We start from the raw sequence: 17,212 nt of genomic DNA on the forward strand, positions 1-17,212 counted from the left end.
ATGGCTCTGAAAGGAACCGCGTATGGAGATCTTCTTCACGGGGACCACGGCCGCTGATGCTCCGGGCGACCCCGTTACACTGCCGATATGAGTGCTTTTCCGACTCGTCCCTTCGGTTCCGTCGGCGTCGCCATGGTCACGCCCTTCACTCCCGAGGGGGAGATCGATGTCGAGGCCGCTCAGCGCCTCGCCGTCACTCTCGTCGAGGATGGTGCGGACATGATCCTGCTGGCCGGCACCACCGGGGAGGCCCCCACCACTCATCTGCCTGAGAAGCAGACACTGCTGCGAGAGGTGAGGGATGCGCTCGCCGGTCGCGCCATGCTCATGGCCGGTGCGGGCTCGAACGACACCGCCCACGCGGTGCGCATCGGAGTGGGCAGCCAGGAGGCCGGCGCCGAGGGCCTGCTCATCAACGCCCCCTACTACAACCGCCCCAGCGCCGAGGGCGTCTACCGCCACATCATGGCGATCGTCGAGGCCACCGATCTGCCCGTCATGATCTACGACATCCCCGGTCGCACCGGCGTGAGGATCACCGACGAGACCCTCGCCCGGCTGGCCGAGCACGAGCGGATCCTGGCGGTCAAGGACGCCACGGGCGATGTCGAGCAGGGCTTCCGGCGCATGGAGGCCACCGGCCTGGAGTACTACTCGGGCGATGACGGCCTCAACTTCGCCTGGCTGGCCCACGGGGCATCGGGCGTGGTCTCGGTCGTGGCGCATGCCGACGCCCACTCCTGGCGCGAGATGATCACCGAGGTCGATGCCGGGGACCTCGCCGGGGCGCGGGCGGTCGCCCGGCGCATCCGCCCCCTGGTGCAGGCGATCATGGGCGGCGGTCAGGGCGCCGTCATGGCCAAGGAGGCCCTGCTGCTCCAGGGGCGCATCCCCAGCGCTGCTCTGCGCCTGCCTCTCGTGCGCGCCGAGGCCGATGAGGTCGCCGCCCTGCGTGCGGTCCTGGACGCCTCCGGGCTGCTGTGATTGCGCCGGTCGGCGTCAGACACCACAGCGAGAACTGAGCTTCCGGAGGACACTCGTGCGAATGTGGTCACTCCACCCCCGTCACCTGGATCGTGCGGGTCTGGTGGCCTGCTGGCGCGAGTCGCTGCTGGCCCAGGCCGTCCTGGCCGGTCGCACTCGCGGGTACCGGCATCATCCCCAACTCGAGCGCTTCCGCGCTGCTGAGTCCTCAGCATCCTCAATGTCCTCAGAGTCCTCAGCGCCTTCAGCGCCTTCAACGTCCCCGGTGGCGGTTGTGGGCTGCTACCTGTGGGGGCTGCACCATGAGGCCGTCCGACGCGGCTACCGCTTCGACTCCTCGAAGATCGATGCACCCGAGGACGGCTGCGCGGGCCTCAGCCTGCCGGTGACCGAGGGGCAGATGCGGCTGGAGCGGAGCCACCTCGAGGCCAAGTTGGCTCGGCGCGCTCCGGATCTGCTGCCCCTGCCCGAGCGCCTCGAGCCGCATCCCCTCTTCCACGTGGTCCCCGGGGACGTCGAGTCCTGGGAGCACGCGGTCATCTGAACGCCCTCGTCGAGATCGACTTCTTCGGACGAGATCGACGGTGCCACCGCCGCTCCCGTTCCATCATGTCTACCTCGATGTCTGCTTCGACGCCGGGTGCTCGTTCCGTGTGATCTGCTCGCGCACGACGCGGCGCAGCACTTTCCCGATCGCGCTGCGGGGAATCTCGTCGATGATCTCCAGGCGGCGGGGCAGGGCGTAGTGGGGCAGGGTCCGCTCGGCGTGGGAGCGCACGTCCTCCAGCGTGAGAGAGCCCGCAGGTGCTCCGGCATCCAGGACGACGGCCGCGCACACGAGCTCGCCATCCGCTCCGCCGTCCAGCCCGATGACGGCGGCGTCCGCAATTCCGTCCATGTCGCGGATGGCCGCCTCCACCTGCGAGGGGTAGACGTTGAAGCCGCCGGTCAGGATGAGCTCGCGCCTGCGGTCCGCCATCCATAGGAACGAGTCCTCACGGCGGACCATGTCCCCGGTGCGCAACCACCCTCCGGGCAGCATCGCGGCCGCCGTCGCCTCCTCATCGTCCCAGTAGCCGGCGAAGACCTGCGGCCCGCGCACGAGCAGTTCGCCCGGCTCGCCGTCGGGCACCTGGCGGTCCGGGTCCGGATCATCCGGATTGACCACGCGCACATCGGTGGAGGGGAAGGGCAGCCCCAGCGCGCCCAGGCGCCGGCCGGGTCCCATGGGCGTGCCGGCCACGATCGGGCTCGTCTCGGTCATGCCGTAGCCCTCGATGAAGAATCCGCCGGTTGCCGCCTCCCACTCGGCACCCACGGCCGACGGCATGGGGGCGGCGCCGCACACCCCGTAGCGCAGCGTCTTCAGGGACACTCCCTTCTTCTGCGCGCCCCGCAGGATCCGCTCGAACATGATCGGCACCCCCACGAAGAAGGTGAGTGGGCGGCGCCGGTGGGCGTCCAGCACCTTGCTGACGGAGAACTTCGGCAGCATCACCTGCGTGGCCGCCTTCTGCACCGCGCAGAACAGGTTGAAGGTCAGCCCGAAGGCGTGGAAGAAGGGCAGCAGGGCCAGGAAGTTCTCCGCCCCCTCATGCAGCATCGGGACCCAGGCGATGGCCTGGTTGACGTTGGCCCGCAGGTTGGTGTGGCTGAGCATGGCGGCTTTGGGAGTGCCCGTGGTGCCTCCGGTGTGCAGCAGGACCGCGATGTCGCTTCCGCGCGGGTGGGGCCATGAGGCCGGCAGTCGTGAGGCTCGTGAGACCTCGCGGTCCCAGGAGAGCACGCCGGCGGGCAGGACGTCCGCCTTCATCGAGGCGCGCATCCGACGGGCACGCGCGACCGGCAGGTGCAGGGCGGCCCGCAGCCGGACCGGCATGGCCGCGGACAGATCCACCGAGAACACCGTGCGACCCGATAACGGGTCTACTGCCGGGTCCGGGCCGCCGGCCGCCGTCGAGGCCGGATCCAGAACCAGGTCGATGCCCTTCTCCCAGACGATGACGACGCGCGCCCCATGGTGGTCGAGCTGGGCGCGCACCTCGTGGGCCGGGGCGAGCGGGTTGTGCTCGGCCACGATCGCCCCCAGGCGCAGAGCTCCGTAGACGGCGATCATGTGCTGGGGGCAGTTGGGCATGATCATGGATACCCGGTCGCCGGCCTCGACCCCCGACTCCCGCAGCAGCTGGGCGGCGCGCTCGGATGCCTTCAGGAGCTCGGTGTACGTCAGTCCCGCCCCCAGGAAGTCCAAGGCGCAGCGTTCCCCGTAGAAGCGCGCGGCCGTCTCCAGCAGCTCGCTCAGCGGGGCGTCGGGGACGTCGATGACGGCCGGGATTCCCGGCTGGTAATGAGGGCGCCGGTAGTCGGCAGAATCAGTTGAATCAGTCGAATCCGCGGAATCGGTCGAATCAGTCGAATCCGCGCTCCCTGCCGGATGTGAGTCCGATCCCGACTGCGCATTCTCGCCCCGGGGGGTCACCCGGCGTCCTTGCGGCCCTCGCGGGACGCGGACTGCCTCGCAGCAGGCGCGGGAGAAGGCGACCCGGCCGCCCCGTCATCGCTGGGCCTCGTCTCGGTGCGGCCGCCCGCTTCCCCGAGGCGCTCGACGATGGCGCTGGCGGCGCTGGCCGAAGCGGAGGCGGCGGCGCTGGCTGCGCCGGACGCCGCCTCGCGGGCCGCCAGGAGCTCCTCGCGCACGACCCTGCGCAGCACTTTGCCGATCTGCGAGCGCGGCATCTCGCTCAGGATGGCGATCTGGCGGGGCAGGGCGTAGTGCGACAGGGTCTTCTCGGCCCATTCGCGAACCTGCTCCAGGGTGACGGTCTGCCCCTCCTTGGGCAGGATGGCCGCGACCACCGACTCGTTGCCGCTCTCGGCGGGCAGCCCCACGACGGCGACCTCCTCGACCTGCGGCATGGAGCGCACGGCGGCCTCGACCTCCGTCGGATAGATGTTGAATCCGCCGGAGATGATGAGCTCCTTGCGACGGTCGGCGATGACGTAGAAGCCGTCCTCCTCCTGACGCACCAGGTCCCCGGTGCGCAACCAGCCCCCGGGCAGCATGACCGCCTCGGTCTCCTTGGGGTTCTCCCAGTATCCGGCGAAGACCTGCGGGCCGCGGGCGACCAGTTCGCCGACCTGACCGGGCTCGACCTCCCGCTGCGGGTCGTCCGGGTCGATGATGCGCACATCGGTCGAGGGGTAGGGCACGCCCAGTGTGCCGGCGCGCCGCTCGGGGGAGATGGGGTTGCCCAGGATGATGGGGGAGGTCTCGGTCATGCCGTAGCCCTCGATGATGACTCCATCTGTGGCCTGCTCCCAGGCCTCGGCGACCGTCTTGGGGTTGGGGGCGGCGCCGCACACGGCGATCTTGCAGCTCGACAGATCGGCTCCTGTCGCCCGGGCGCGCGTGACGATGCGGTCGAACATGACGGGCACGCCGGGGAAGAAGGTCGCGGGATGCCGCTTCCAGGCGGCCAGGACCATGTCGGCGCTGAACTTGGGCAGCACCACCTGGGTGGCGGCCAGACCCACGGCGCACAGGAGCGACAGGCTCAGTCCGAAGGCGTGGAAGAAGGGCAGGACGGCGTAGAAGGTCTCCTCGCCGGCCTCGCAGGTCTGGGACGCCCATGCCAGTGACATCTCGGCGTTCGACCGGGCGTTGATGTGAGTGAGTTTGACGGCCTTGGGAGTGCCGGTGGTGCCCCCGGTGTACAGCAGGACCGCGACCTCGTCGGCGCTGGGCAGCGGATGCCCGCCGGGAAGCGGTGCAGCGGCCGTCATCAGATCGTCGAAGGAGGCCACCCCCGCCGGGACCCTTCCGCGCAGCTCGCTGCGCTGGGATCGGGCCGCGGCCACGGGCAGCTTCAGGGCCAGGCGGGTGGTCCACGGCAGCCCTCTCGACAGGTCCACCGCCAGCACCTTCCGGCCGGCCATGCCGGCGTCCGCCAACGAGCCTGCGGCCTGGACCAGGCGGGTCAGGGACTTCTCCCAGGCGATGATGACCCGTCCGTGGTGGAGCTCGATCTGCTCGCGGATCTGGGCGGCCGGGGCGAGCGGGTTGTGCTCGGCCACGATGGCTCCTATGCGCCAGGCGGCGTACGCGATCACGACGTGCTGAGGGCAGTTGGGCAGGATGACTCCGACGACGTCCCCGCGGCCCACGCCCAGACGCCGCAGGGCCTCGGCGGCACGGGCCACCTGCTCGCTGAGCTGGCGGTAGGTGGTGGATTTCCCGAGGAAGTCCAGCGCGATCCGGTCGGGGAAGCGGCGGGCGGCGTCGTCGAGCATGCGCGACAGCGGTTCGGTGACCGGGGCGATGACGCCGGGGACGCCGGGAGCGTAATGGGGGCGCAGATAGCGCGCGGAAGCAGTGGAAGAATCGGGGGCATCAGGCGCATCAGGGGCGCCGGCGGAGTGGGGCTCAGGTGCAGAAGCGCCAGTGGACCTGCTCACGGGGTCCCCTTCCTCGAGAGTCCTTCGGCCGTGGCCGGGGTGCGTTGGAGTGCGATGACTGTACGCAACCGTAACCTACGGTTGCGTAGGTCTGCAGGAGTCCGTGATGAAAGCGAGGAGCGGGGCCTGTGGCGTCGCGCTCACCATCAATGAGCCCTGATGAGCCCTGATGAGCGCCCGCGAGCGCTTACGGGCGCCGCAGGCCCTCGGGCAGCGGGGTGCGAGAGATCACTCGCAGCCGGCGGGTGGGGCGCGTCATGGCCACGTACAGGTCGCCGGGGCTCGCCTCGCCTATGACGGCGGGGTCTGCGAGCACGACGACGTCGAACTCCAGCCCCTTGCTCAACCGCGGCGACATCACCGCCAGGCGGCTGCGCAGCACGTCCCCACCGGGAGCCGTCAGCGCCTGCAGCAGTGCCGGGTCCTCCTTCAGCAGCGCGGCGTCCTGCTCGGGGTGCGGGGTGATGACGGCGATCCGCCCTCCGTCCCTGCCGACGAGCCCATCCAGGGCGTCGGACTCTTGACGCACCGCCGTGCGCAGCACCTGACCCCAGGCGTCCTCGCCATGCGCATCGCCGGCGTCCAGGGGGGCGTCGATCACCAGGCAGTCCTCCAGGTCGCGCACTGAGCGGACCGGGAAGACCGGCGGTTGTCCGAGGGCGGTCGCCACGTCCTCGGCCGCTGCCATGATGGTGGCCGGCGTGCGGTAGCACACCGTCAGGGCCTCCTGGCGCACAGGGGTCGAGGCGGCGCCCGTGCGCGCCCGTGTCCCCAGGGAGGCCAGGACGTCCGTCCACGAGCGCGGGGCGTTCGGCCCCGAGTACTGCGCGAGATCCCCGACCACCGTGAAGGAGCGCACCGGGCACCGTCTGGCCAGGGCGCGCCAGGCCATGTCTCCGAGCTCTTGCGCCTCATCGACGACGATGTGCCCGTAGGTCCACGTCCGATCGGCCCTCGCCCGCTCCGCCAGGGTCAGCGAGGGACCGGAGTCCTCGACCCGATCCGCCAGCATCTCGGCGTCGACCATGCCCTCGCCCAGGTTCTGGGCCTCGATCGCCTGAGCCGCGTAGGAGACCAGCTCTTCGCGTCGCTGCGCCTCCAGGCGGGCCCGATGGGACTGCGCGTCCTGGCTGGGGCCCAGCAGTTCGGCGAGCTCGTCGATCAGCGGCACGTCGGCCGGGGTCAGCTCGGCGCCCGCGGGGCGCTCCACGAGGGCCCGGTCGGATGCGTCGAGCTCGGGGGCCAGACGCTCCAGCAGCGCTGGGCGCGCCCACAGCCGCTCCAGCAGCCCGACCGGCGTGGTGGGCATCCAGCACAGGTTGATCTCCCGACGGGCGTCGCGGGCGGTGCGGATGTCCTCGCGAATCCAAGCGCGCGTGTCGGCATCCGAGGCGTCCCGGTGGGTCGCGGAGGCGAGCTGGTCGGTCAAGCGCTCCAGCAGCCACAGCACGAAGGTCTCGCGCGCGAGGTTGTGGGGCTTGCCCGACCGGCGGGCCCGGCTGATCGCCTCGCGCACATCCTCGGGACGCAGCTGAAGGCGCGTGCCCTCCACGACGATGGGACGCGGCGAGTCGGGTACGCGCTGCAGGTCCCGCACTGCTCGGCGCAGGATCGTGGCCCACACCTGCCGCGACTTCACCTCGGCCACGGCCGGTGGCTCTACGCCGCGGGCGTGCACGCCGGGAACCAGGTCCGCCAGTGTGGTGGATACCACGCCACTCTCGCCCAATGACGGCAGGACCTGCTCGACGTAGCGCAGGAATGTGCGCGAGGGCCCCACCAGCAGCACGCCCGAGCGCTCCAGGCGCTCGCGCTCGGAGTAGAAGAGGTAGGCGACCCGGTGAAGCGCCACCGCCGTCTTCCCCGTGCCGGGCCCGCCCTGGACGACGAGCGCCCCGGTGCCGTTGGAGGTGACGATCCGATCCTGCTCGGCCTGGATGGTCGCCACGATGTCGCTCATGCGCCCGTCGCGGGCCGCGCTCATGGCCGCGATGAGGGCGCCCTCGCCCTGCAGGCCCGCGACCATCGCGTTCTCCACCTCGCCTGGCCCGGCATCGCCCGGCACCGCCTCGAGACCGCTGACGTCGATGAGCTCGTCCTCGAGGCCGAGAACCCTGCGTTGCCTGGTCTCGATGTGCCGCCTGCGCACGAGCCCCATCGGATTCGAGGCGGTCGCCTGGTAGAAGGCCCGCGCCAACGGGGCGCGCCAGTCCAGCACGACTTCTCGGTGCTGGGCGTCCTGCAGCCCGGTGCGCCCCACGTAGTGCCGTCTGCCGGAGTCGGTGACCGGTCCGGTGGAGGCCGAGCCCTGCGCGGCGACCGCCTCAGGGCTCAGGTCCATCCGCCCGAACACGAGTCTGTCCTCGACTCCTTCCAGGGAGGAGATCAGGCTCGTGTAGTGCGCGGCGTAGGCGTCCCTCTCCCCGCGGGACTGGTGGGTGCCGCCCACGCCGCCGGCCTCTGTGGCCGCCAGTGAGCGCTTCGCGTCGGCCAGTTGGCGGTCGAGTTCGGAGTAGGCCAGCTCGACGATCCTCTGCTCGGAGGCGATCTCGCGCTCGCGGGAGGCCGCGACGGCGGATTCGTCCGATCGCTCGGCCGCAGCTTTCTCGGCGTTCCCGGCGTTCTCGGCGAACTCGGTGCCCTCGGCGAACCCATTGGTCTCGGCGGCGGGGGACTGGTGCGTGTCGCGGGACTGAGTCACATGACCTCACTGAAGCCGGTGGGTGGACGCGGATGCGCGGAGACTGTACCGGCGAACCGTCGGGCGCGTCGCGGTTCGCAGGGTGTTTCATTATTCTCCTGATCGGGGGCGTCCGACGACGTCGACGACGGGGACGACCAAGATGTGACACGATCGCCGTATCGGATGTGGCGCAGGCCCCCGGGCTGAGGGAACAGGAGGCCGTGGGCGGGTGTTGTATCCGCTGATGGCGCGGTCGCCTGTGCGCACAGCACGACCTCGCCCCGGATGAGCGCCTCGAGCGCGAGAGGAGGAGCAGTGGGACCCCTGTACACCATCGAGCATTCGGCTGAGGAGCCCGTATCCCCGCGCGTGCTCCTGCATCACTTCGACGGCGCCATGGACGCCGGGCACGCGGGCGCCCTGGCGATCGAGCAGCTTCTCATGACCCTGCCGCATGAGCGCATGGCCACCTTCGACGTCGATACGCTCGTGGACTACCGGGCCCGTCGCCCCATCATGACCTATGCGACCCACACCTATAAGAGTGCGGTCATGCCTGAGCTCGCTCTGGATCTTGTCCAGGACGACGAGGGCGAGGACCTGCTCGTGCTCCACGGGGCCGAGCCCGACTTCCGATGGAACGAGTTCGTCGGCGCGGTCACGCACCTGGTGGTCTCCATGGGCGTGTCCCGGGCAGTGGGCATGACCGGACTGCCCCTGGCGACCCCGCACACGCGTCCCACTTACGTCCACCACCACGGCAACAGGCCCGAGCTGCTGCCGGACCAGCCCGATTTCTTCGGCCGGGTGGAGGTACCGGGATCCATGAGCGCGTTCCTCGAGCTCCGGCTTGGGCAGGCGGGCCTCGACTCGCGCGGCTTGTCGGCCGGAATCCCTCACTATGTCGCGCGTGACGACTACCCTGCGGGGGCGGCCGCCCTGCTGGCCGCCGTCTCGGCGTCCACGGGTCTGGCCCTGCCGGTCGGTGATCTTGAGGCGGCTGCCAGCATCAACCGCGCCGAGATCGATGCGGAGGCCGCCGGGCAGCCCGAGGTCGCCGCCGTCGTGAGCGCGCTGGAGGCCCAGTACGACGCCGTCGCACCTGTCAGTAGCACCGAGCTTGCCCATCTGGTGGATGTGCCCTCGGCGGATGAGATCGGTGCGCGCCTCGAGGCTTTCCTCGAGGCGGCTGAAGCGGATGACGCATGGCGCCTCGACAACCGCCAGGAGGAGTGAGACCTACTCCCACTATCTCTCACTACTGTCCCTCACTGCGGCAGGTCGGCCGGGCGCGGTCGGGAACCGGGAAATTCAGGGACCCAGCGACATGCTCAGGACAAGGCCGGATCGTCGGCCCGCCAGGTGCGCACCGGCAGTGGAAGTCGCCGCACGGCTCGCTCGATGGCCTCGGCCTCACGGGCCGTGAACGGGTCGCCGCGAGCCACGATCACGAGGTTGCCCCGCCGTCGGCCACGAGCGACAGCAGCATCGGCGACCACCAGCACTCCGCCGAACACCCGCCTCGTGATAGCGAGTTCGCCGGAGAGCATCCGGTGCGGCGCGTCGGGCGCTCCGGCTGCGCCGGCCGTCTTCACTGTATCGGTCGTATCGGCTGTATTGGTCGTATTGGTGGTGTTCGCCAGGTAGATGCCGCTCGGGGACAGGGCGTGTCGGCAGGCGGCGATGAACTCGTGCGTCCGGCATGCTGCCGGCACGTCGGCGCCGCGGAATGCGTCCCGCACGAGAACGTCCCATTCGCCCGCGCGCAGGCTCGGCACCACCCGGGCGGCGTCTCCTACGCGTATGCGCAGTCTCGGGGCGCGCGGCAGATCGAACCACTCCCGTACCCGCTGGGCCAGGACGGCATCGATCTCCACCGCCAGTTGAGTCGAGCCCGGACGCGCGGCGTCCCAGGCCCGCGCCAGGGCGCAGCCCGCCCCGCCCAGGTGGACGGCCCGCACCGGTTCGCTCTCACCGCGCAGCGCCGTCAGCGCCGCGTCCATCTGCTGGAGGTACTCGAAATCAAGATGCTCCGGGTCGTGCAGATCGATCCACGATGATTCCGCTCCGTCCAGCAGAAGCAGGATCCCCCGGTCGCGCATCTGGAGCTCGGCGGTCGCCATCGAGGTGAGCACCGGCTCTGACGGCAGCGCCCGCACGGACGGCGATTCACGCCCGGCCCTGTCGCCCCTGCGAGTGCGCGTGCCGGAGCGCCTGGAGCCTCGGGGCGACCTCGGTGGTGTCACAGGCTCACGCTATCGTGGATGCATGACCGGCCGGCGGACGGGCGGGCCGGCAGGGCGATCCCGGATGCGCTGCCGGGAAGCCCGGGAAGCCGCTGTACACAGGGCGCAGAACGGGAGGCGGTCATGAGTCGATCCCCTCGTGCCCAGGAGGCGCGCCGCTCCTGGGGCCGTGACGATTCCGCCACGCCGATTCTTCATGTCGACATGGATGCGTTCTTCGCCTCGGTCGAGCTGCTCGAGCGCCCCGAACTCATCGGGCGCCCGGTCATCGTGGGCGGAACCTCGGGGCGCGGCGTCGTCTCAGCGGCCTCCTACGAGGCCCGCGCCTATGGCGTGGCCTCGGCCATGTCGATGGCAGAGGCGCACCGGCGCTGTCCGCAGGCGGTCGTCCTGCCCGTGCGTCACGGTCTTTACTCCCAGGTCTCGCGCCGAGTGATGGCCATTCTCGAACAGGTCACCCCGGCCATGGAGAAGGTCAGCGTTGATGAGGCCTTCCTCGACGTCTCAGGAGCCCGCCGGCGCATGGGGTCACCGGTCGAGATCGCCCAGTGGATCCGCGCCGAGATCCGCCGGCGCGTCGGTGTGCCCGCCTCCGTTGGTATTGCCTCCACCAAGTTCGTCGCCAAGCTCGCCTCCTCCCATGCCAAGCCCGATGGACTGCTCCTCGTGCCCGCCGACGCCACCCGGGACTTCCTCGACGTCCTGCCGGTGGGTGCGCTGTGGGGCGTGGGGGACAAGAGCGCACAGGTTCTGAAGCGCTGGGGGATCCACGACGTGCGCGCCCTGGCTGCCACCGACGTGCGACGCCTGGAGAAGATCCTCGGAACCGCCGCCGGGCGGCACCTGCACGATCTGGCCCGCGGCATCGATCCCCGACCCGTGAGCCCGGGGCGCGAGGAGAAGTCCGTGGGAACCGAGTCGACCTTCTTCGAGACCATCACCGATCGCGCGCACGCCCGTCGCGTCCTGCTGGATCAGACCCACCAGTGCGCCGCGCGCCTGCGCGCGGGGAACCTGCGCGGGCGCGTCGTCGTCCTCAAGGCGCGCGGCGCCGACTTCGTCACCGTCACCCGCTCGCGCACTCTGCCGATTCCAACCGACCTCGCGCGCGACCTGTTCGCGATCGTCGAGCTGCTCTTCGACGCCCTGCCCACGCCCGGAGGCGGCTTCCGGCTGCTGGGAGTCAGGGTGGAGGGCCTGGCCCGCGCCGACGACGGCGTTCAACTCCTGCTCGACGAGGATCCCCGGCGCGGGGCGCCCGAGCGCGCCGCCGATGCCGTTCGCCGGCGTTGGGGGCGCGCAGCCGTGGCTCCCGCCAGCCTGCTGGACTCCCGAGCGGAGCCCGACGGGCGCACCGGTGAGTGAGGCGGATCGTGACCGCCTGCTCGCGGCCCCGGCGTCAGTCGAGGCGGGAGGCATCGACGGCGACGACGCCGACGACCCCATCCACACCCGCGAGCGCGTGGACGAGGGCCTCGGCGTCCTTGCCGCCCTTGAAGGCCATCCGGGCGGTCATCACCTTCCCCTGCTCCGTCCTCCGAGAGGATGTGGAGGAGATGGAGGCCGTATAGCCCAGGGAGGTGGCTGCTGAGATCACGGCGGGCATGACCGCGTTCCCGACCTCATACTCGACCTCCACGGCCTGGAGCCCTCCTCGCTGGGGCAGGCGCCGCATGAGCGGCCCGATGGCGAACACGAGCAGGTAGTGCAGGGCCAGGGTGAGGCATGCCAGCGGAATCATGCTCGCGCCGCACGCCATGCCCACGGCGGCCGAGAGCCACACCGTTGCCGCCGTTGTGAGCCCGCGGACCGTGTCATTGTTGACGAAGATGACTCCGGCTCCCAGGAAGCCGATCCCGGAGACGACCTGGGCCGCAATGCGCGAGGGATCGACGCCCGTGCTCGTTCCCGTACCGGAGCCGGCCCCGAACCCGTAGGCAGACACGAGGGTGAACAGGCAGGCCCCCACGCCCACCAGGACATGCGTCTTGATGCCGGCGTCTTTGAGATGCACATGGCGCTCGAGGCCGAGCAGCAGGCACAGGCCGAAGGCCGCGCATAGGGGAGCGGCCTGCTGGCCGAGCTGATCGAGTGGTTGACCGAATGGCTGATCGAGTGCGGCGGCGCTCGCGGCGCCCGCTGCGGTGATCGATAGGGGTGCAATCATGAGCTGCTCTCAGATCGACGGTGCGGTGAGGATGCGGTGAATCGGCTGTGGCTGAGTGGCTGAGTGGCTGCCATCTGCCGGCGGCGGGCGGGGACCGTGGCTTCCCGCAGGTCACCGCTCACCCGGAAACGGCCCGGACTCGTCGGATGGCCGAGCCGGCGCTTGACCGAGCGTCCGTCCCTCGATGATCCGTCCGGGGATGCGGATGTCGCGCTCGGCGGAGTCCCCTCCATTGAATCGGGCGGTCAGCAGAGAGACGGCTTCACGGGCCATGTCGGTCACGGGCTGTTCTACGGTGGTCAGGCCGAGAAGCGGACTGCGGTACGGGCCGACGCCGTCGAAGCCGGTCACGGAGACCTCCTCGGGGCAGGATATCCCCCACTCCTGAAGCAGCTCGAGGGCGCGCAGTGCGATCATGTCGCTGCCCGCCACGATCGCGGTGGCGCCCTCGTCCAGGGCCTGTCGCAATCCGTTCTCGAACGCCTCGCCCTGTGCGGCGTCCTCCGTGACGATGCTCGTGGTGACGCCGGCGACGACGAACTCGGTGAGGAACGTGGCGGTTCGGGCGTGCAGGGTGGTGGCCAGGGGGTGGCGTGAGGCGGTGATGGCGACGTGCCGATGGTCCGCATCGATGATGCGTCGGGCGAGGTCCAGCTCGGACTGGGGGTCGATGCGGATGCAGTCGATGCCCGGATGGGTGGAGCTCAGGGCCACTGTGATCGTCGGGACGAAGGATGCCGAGTGCTCGATGGCCCGAGACGAGACGCGTCCTGAGGCCACGATGATGCCTCCCACGGAGTGCCCGAGGAGGTTCTCCACCGCCTCGACTTGAGTCTCCTCCTTGTCTCCACCGGCCGTGATGAGTAGATCGAGTCCGGCCCGGTCGGTCTCGCGCTGGATCTCCGTGGATACCTGGCCGTAGAAGTGGAATCCGGCATCCCTGATGAGGAGGCCGACGGCGGTATTGCGCGTGCTGGCAAGACCCGCCGCACCGAGATTGCGCACGTAGCCCAGGCGCGTGGCCGTCGCCAGGACGGTCCTTCGAGTCTCCGGGGAGACTTTCGGATGACCTGACAGTGCCCGGGAGGCGGTTGAATTGGAGACGCCAGCCGCTTGGGCGACCTGGGCCAGACCCACTCGGGTCTTGCGTTCCACTTCCCGCCTCCCGTGCTCACTGCGTGCGTGATGAGATGAACTGTCAGTTTACGCCGAGCTCCCACTCGGCAAGCGTGTCGAAGGCGAAGATCCCCTCATCCCTGCGCTGTTCGACGCTGACCAGGCTGATCCTGTCGATCGTGAAGATGCCGGCCGGGCAGGCCTTGCTCAGAGCGGCGGCCAGTTGCCGGTCGGTCTCCTCGTCGGATGCCGTCGTGCAGTAGGCGAGGGTGAAATGGGGGCCGAAAGGCGGCTCAGTCAGCGCATCGGCGAGACCGGCCTGCGCGCAGGCCGCTCGGCTACCGCTGACCAGCGCGTCGAAGGCATCGCGATCCTCTCCCAGGACTTCGACCGCCTCGCGGCGAACGAGGGGGGAGCCGCAGCGCACGGTGAGGGGGCTCGCTGTCCGTGCGAAGGCCGCGAGCGATGTGCGCAGGGCCGTTGTCCCGTTGTCGTCCAGCTCGTCCTCGTAGAGGTCGAGGCGTTGGAGGGTCATGTGCACGTACCGCAGGGGCTGAGCGACAAGGGCGCCCATGCCGCTCAGGATCGGTTCGGCTGCCTTCGCGACCCCGGCGACTGTGCTTCCCGTTCCCGGCGTCGCGTAAAGATGGAGCGCACCGTCGCCCCGCCTCCAGTGGGTGTCCGGACGGTCGAAGAAGCGTTTCATGCGCCCTCCTGCTCCTGAGGGACGGCCCACATGAGAGCGCTATCGACGGCGCAGTCGGTCTCATGCCCCGTTGCCCGCACGTCGGCGGTGCCGGGGGCGCGTCCCTGAAGTCGTCCGCAGGGAGTGTCCACGACGTAGTTGATGACATCGCCGTCGAAGGCTGAGGAGACGATGGTGCCGGGGATCCGCAGTGAATCGCTGCGCTCCTCTCCCACCACGAGGTCCTCCGCACGGATCACGATGGCTGTGCTCTGCGCCTCCTCCAGGCCGGGGACGCCGTCGCACTCGATGTCTCCGAGCGTCGTGGAGATCCGGTAGCGGCCGTAGTGCGCGTCCTCGTGGAGGACTTCTGAGACCGTGCCCTCGATGAAGTTGCTCGTGCCCAGGAATCCGGCCACGAAGCGGTTCGCGGGGCGGTGGTATATCTCCGCGGGCGTTCCGACCTGTTCGATCCTCCCGGCACTCATGACCACGATCGTGTCGCTCATGGTCAGCGCCTCGGACTGATCGTGGGTGACGAAGATGGCCGTGAGGCTCAACCGCTGCTGGAGGGATCGGATCTCCTCCCGCATCCGCAGGCGGAGGCGGGCGTCCAGGTTGGACAGCGGCTCGTCGAACAGGATGATCTTCGGCTCCATGACGAGCGCGCGGGCTAGGGCCACGCGCTGCTGCTTGCCGCCGGAGAGCTGGTGCGGGTGCCGCTTGGCGTACTCCTCGATGCCCATGGTGCGCAGGCTCGTGGCGACGCGGTCGTCGCGCTCCTGGCGAGCCACCTTCTTGAGCTTGAGCCCGAATCCGACGTTCTCCTCCACCGTGAGGTGCGGGAAAAGGGCGTAGGACTGGAACACCATCGACATCGGCCGCTTGTTCGCGGGTGTGCTGGTCAAAGGCTCGCCATCAAGGGTGATCTCCCCGGAGGTGACCTCCTCGAAGCCCGCGATCATGCGCAGTGTGGTGGTCTTGCCGCAGCCGGAGGGGCCGAGGAGAGTCGTGAAGGTCCCGGCCTTGATATGGAGGCTGATGCCGTCGACGGCTTTCTGAGATGTGCCGCGCCGGCCGGCGTACGTCTTGGTGACGTCCACCAGATCCAGGGCTCCCGCGGTGACTCGGGGATCGTCCTCGACGGTCGGGTCGTTCTGCTTGTTGTCTGTCATGACTGGGCCGTCCTCATGGAGCGGTTGAGCTGGTTGATGGCGAGGGAGGCGATGGCGAGGACGATCAGGACGGTGCAGTAGGCGAAAGCGTTGCCGAAGTGCCCTGCGTCCACCTCGTCGAGGATCTGAGCGGTCATCACCTTGGTCTGGGGCGTGGTGATGAAGATGATCGCGGTGATCATCGTCATCGACTTCGTGATGCCATAGGTCATCGCGGTGACGACCCCTGAGCGCAGCAGGGGGAGCGTGATCAGCCGGAGCGTGGTGATCTGGGAGGCGCCGAGTGACGTTGACGCCTCCTCCACCTGCGGGTTGATCTGCTTCAGTGCGGATATGCACGCCTGTTGCCCCGTGGGAATGGCGCGCGCGATATAGACCATGATGATGGCCACCGCGCCCGCTCCCGTTGCGAGCCCGCCCGCGAGCGGCGGAAGTATCCGATGCCCGAGGAACCATGTGGGACCGGAGTAGGCCAGGGCGAATCCGAGACCGAGCACGGTTCCCGGCACGGCGATCCCCAGCATGCCCACGAAATCCAGGATTCTGCCCGCCCTGGGCAGGTGCCGGACCACGAGCCAGGCGATCAGAAGGGCGAGAAGTGCCGCGATGGGAGTGGCGATGAGGGTCATCATCAGAGTCTTGGTGACCGCGTCCGCCCCGAGGCGGTAGACGAACTGGTAGTGGTCCAAGGTCCAGGAGTTGTCCACCGCCAGGATCTTGACGAATCCGCCCACCAGGATTGCCGTGTAGCAGGCGAGGACCAGGGCGACCCAGACCCCCACGAGAAGGAGCACGGGGTACTTGACCGTCCGAGCGGTCACAGGTTTGACGGTTCCCGTCGGTTTTCCCGTGACGGTGATGACGGTCTTCTTGCCCGCCCAGTACTTCTGGACGGCGAAGACGCTGATGGCGGGGACCAGGAGCACCAGGGCGATGCCCGCCGCCGAGGCGACATCGCCGCTCCCGGCCACTGCGAAGTAGATCTGACTCGCCAGGACGCGGTAGTCGCCGCCCAGGACGAGCGGATTGGCGAGGTCCGCGATGCCCTCCACGAAGAGGACGAGGAAGGAGGCCAGCAGTGCCGGGATGGTCATGGGGATGGTGACCTTGAACAGCGTCTGCAGCGGACTGGCGCCGAGGGAGGCCGCCGCTTCGAAATGCGACGGATCCATGTTCTCGAACATGCCTCTGATATTGAGGTAGGCGACTGGCGCGAAGGTCATCGCCAGAACAATCGTCAGTCCTTGGAGGCCGTAGATGTTGTGATCAGCCCCTAGCAGGTGGAAGGTGATGATGCCGCGCTTGCCGAACAGCGTGATCAACGCGGTGGCGGTGGCGAATGGGGGAGAGACGGTGGGAAGCAGGGTGATCCAGTGGAGGGCGCGTTTGCCCCGGAAGTCGAGGAACACCTGCGCATAGGCGGTCAGGAAGCCGATCGCGGTTCCGACTGTCCCCACGAGAACGCCCAGGACGATGGTGTTCCGCAGCGGAGTCGTCTGGCTGGTCAGTGATGTCACAATCGCTGAGCGGCCATCGGGTGAGAGCGCGGCCCCGAGGAGTTTGCCAACCGGGATACCGACCGTCAGGAAGAGGCAGGCGATCACCACTGCGAGGACTGCGGCCACGGACAGGTCCACCGGCCTGCGACGCCGAGTTCGGGCAGACCCGGGGAGGGAGGTCATAGTCGTGCTCCTGGGAGAC

At 69.4% G+C, this 17,212-nt stretch carries 13 protein-coding genes; 4 read left to right on the forward strand and 9 right to left on the reverse strand.

Going from position 1 to position 17,212, the window contains the following annotated elements; all coding sequences use genetic code 11:
- The first annotated feature begins 87 nt into the window (after window positions 1-87).
- Both dapA and W5W_RS0107915 read left to right on the forward strand, forming a co-directional pair.
- Window positions 88-984 (forward strand): 4-hydroxy-tetrahydrodipicolinate synthase, encoded by an 897-nt coding sequence (gene dapA, locus W5W_RS0107910; protein ID WP_008731557.1) that lies wholly within the window; start codon window positions 88-90, stop codon window positions 982-984.
- Window positions 985-1,039: 55 nt separating this feature from the next.
- On the forward strand, window positions 1,040-1,528 hold the full coding sequence (locus W5W_RS0107915) for a pyrimidine dimer DNA glycosylase/endonuclease V (protein ID WP_029574171.1): 489 nt from the start codon (window positions 1,040-1,042) through the stop codon (window positions 1,526-1,528).
- A gap of 69 nt (window positions 1,529-1,597) precedes the next feature.
- On the opposite strand, the gene W5W_RS0107920 is transcribed toward W5W_RS0107915, so the two are convergent.
- The 3 genes from W5W_RS0107920 to W5W_RS0107930 all read right to left on the reverse strand — a co-directional run bounded on the left by W5W_RS0107920 (window position 1,598) and on the right by W5W_RS0107930 (window position 8,140).
- A complete protein-coding gene (locus W5W_RS0107920; RefSeq protein ID WP_017195022.1) occupies window positions 1,598-3,463 on the reverse strand; it encodes an AMP-binding protein in 1,866 nt (621 codons plus the stop codon).
- Complete coding sequence (locus W5W_RS0107925) at window positions 3,460-5,439, reverse strand: AMP-binding protein (RefSeq protein ID WP_017195023.1); 1,980 nt, start codon at window positions 5,437-5,439, stop codon at window positions 3,460-3,462. The genes W5W_RS0107920 and W5W_RS0107925 overlap by 4 nt, the downstream gene beginning before the upstream one ends.
- A 187-nt stretch (window positions 5,440-5,626) precedes the next feature.
- Window positions 5,627-8,140 carry a HelD family protein gene (locus W5W_RS0107930; RefSeq protein WP_017195024.1) on the reverse strand — a complete coding sequence of 838 codons (2,514 nt, stop codon included), beginning with the start codon at window positions 8,138-8,140 and terminating at the stop codon, window positions 5,627-5,629.
- A 297-nt stretch (window positions 8,141-8,437) separates the two neighbouring features.
- Between W5W_RS0107930 and W5W_RS0107935 the strand changes: the two genes are divergently transcribed.
- Window positions 8,438-9,358, forward strand: a complete 921-nt coding sequence (locus W5W_RS0107935; RefSeq protein ID WP_017195025.1) for a PAC2 family protein — start codon at window positions 8,438-8,440, stop codon at window positions 9,356-9,358.
- A gap of 95 nt (window positions 9,359-9,453) precedes the next feature.
- On the opposite strand, the gene W5W_RS0107940 is transcribed toward W5W_RS0107935, so the two are convergent.
- Entirely contained in the window at window positions 9,454-10,257 is an 804-nt protein-coding gene (locus W5W_RS0107940) for a spermidine synthase (RefSeq protein ID WP_017195026.1), read from the reverse strand.
- A 234-nt stretch (window positions 10,258-10,491) separates the two neighbouring features.
- Here W5W_RS0107940 and W5W_RS0107945 point away from each other — a divergent pair, with 234 nt between their 5' ends.
- Complete coding sequence (locus tag W5W_RS0107945) at window positions 10,492-11,733, forward strand: DNA polymerase IV (protein ID WP_008731613.1); 1,242 nt, start codon at window positions 10,492-10,494, stop codon at window positions 11,731-11,733.
- Between the two features lie 34 nt (window positions 11,734-11,767).
- Here the strand turns inward: W5W_RS0107945 and W5W_RS0107950 are convergent, their stop codons facing one another.
- The 5 genes from W5W_RS0107950 to W5W_RS0107970 all read right to left on the reverse strand — a co-directional run bounded on the left by W5W_RS0107950 (window position 11,768) and on the right by W5W_RS0107970 (window position 17,193).
- Window positions 11,768-12,535 carry an MgtC/SapB family protein gene (locus W5W_RS0107950; RefSeq protein WP_008731541.1) on the reverse strand — a complete coding sequence of 256 codons (768 nt, stop codon included), beginning with the start codon at window positions 12,533-12,535 and terminating at the stop codon, window positions 11,768-11,770.
- Window positions 12,536-12,646: 111 nt separating this feature from the next.
- Complete coding sequence (locus W5W_RS0107955; RefSeq protein WP_017195027.1) at window positions 12,647-13,690, reverse strand: LacI family DNA-binding transcriptional regulator; 1,044 nt, start codon at window positions 13,688-13,690, stop codon at window positions 12,647-12,649.
- A 43-nt stretch (window positions 13,691-13,733) separates the two neighbouring features.
- On the reverse strand, window positions 13,734-14,357 hold the full coding sequence (locus W5W_RS0107960) for a 2'-5' RNA ligase family protein (protein WP_017195028.1): 624 nt from the start codon (window positions 14,355-14,357) through the stop codon (window positions 13,734-13,736).
- Window positions 14,354-15,511 carry an ABC transporter ATP-binding protein gene (locus tag W5W_RS0107965; protein ID WP_017195029.1) on the reverse strand — a complete coding sequence of 386 codons (1,158 nt, stop codon included), beginning with the start codon at window positions 15,509-15,511 and terminating at the stop codon, window positions 14,354-14,356. The genes W5W_RS0107960 and W5W_RS0107965 overlap by 4 nt, the downstream gene beginning before the upstream one ends.
- Window positions 15,508-17,193 carry an ABC transporter permease gene (locus W5W_RS0107970; RefSeq protein WP_017195030.1) on the reverse strand — a complete coding sequence of 562 codons (1,686 nt, stop codon included), beginning with the start codon at window positions 17,191-17,193 and terminating at the stop codon, window positions 15,508-15,510. Before W5W_RS0107970 ends, W5W_RS0107965 begins: the two co-directional genes overlap by 4 nt.
- Window positions 17,194-17,212: the final 19 nt, after the last annotated feature.

This window comes from Actinomyces massiliensis 4401292, assembly GCF_000269805.1.
Classification (GTDB): domain Bacteria; phylum Actinomycetota; class Actinomycetes; order Actinomycetales; family Actinomycetaceae; genus Actinomyces; species Actinomyces massiliensis.

Coding starts and splice junctions, on each gene's coding strand:
- dapA (WP_008731557.1), top strand. CDS start 88: ATGAGTGCTTTTCCGACTCGTCCCTTCGGTTCCGTCGGCGTCGCCATG.
- W5W_RS0107945 (WP_008731613.1), top strand. CDS start 10,492: ATGAGTCGATCCCCTCGTGCCCAGGAGGCGCGCCGCTCCTGGGGCCGT.
- W5W_RS0107950 (WP_008731541.1), bottom strand. CDS start 12,535: ATGATTGCACCCCTATCGATCACCGCAGCGGGCGCCGCGAGCGCCGCC.
- W5W_RS0107960 (WP_017195028.1), bottom strand. CDS start 14,357: ATGAAACGCTTCTTCGACCGTCCGGACACCCACTGGAGGCGGGGCGAC.
- W5W_RS0107965 (WP_017195029.1), bottom strand. CDS start 15,511: ATGACAGACAACAAGCAGAACGACCCGACCGTCGAGGACGATCCCCGA.
- W5W_RS0107970 (WP_017195030.1), bottom strand. CDS start 17,193: ATGACCTCCCTCCCCGGGTCTGCCCGAACTCGGCGTCGCAGGCCGGTG.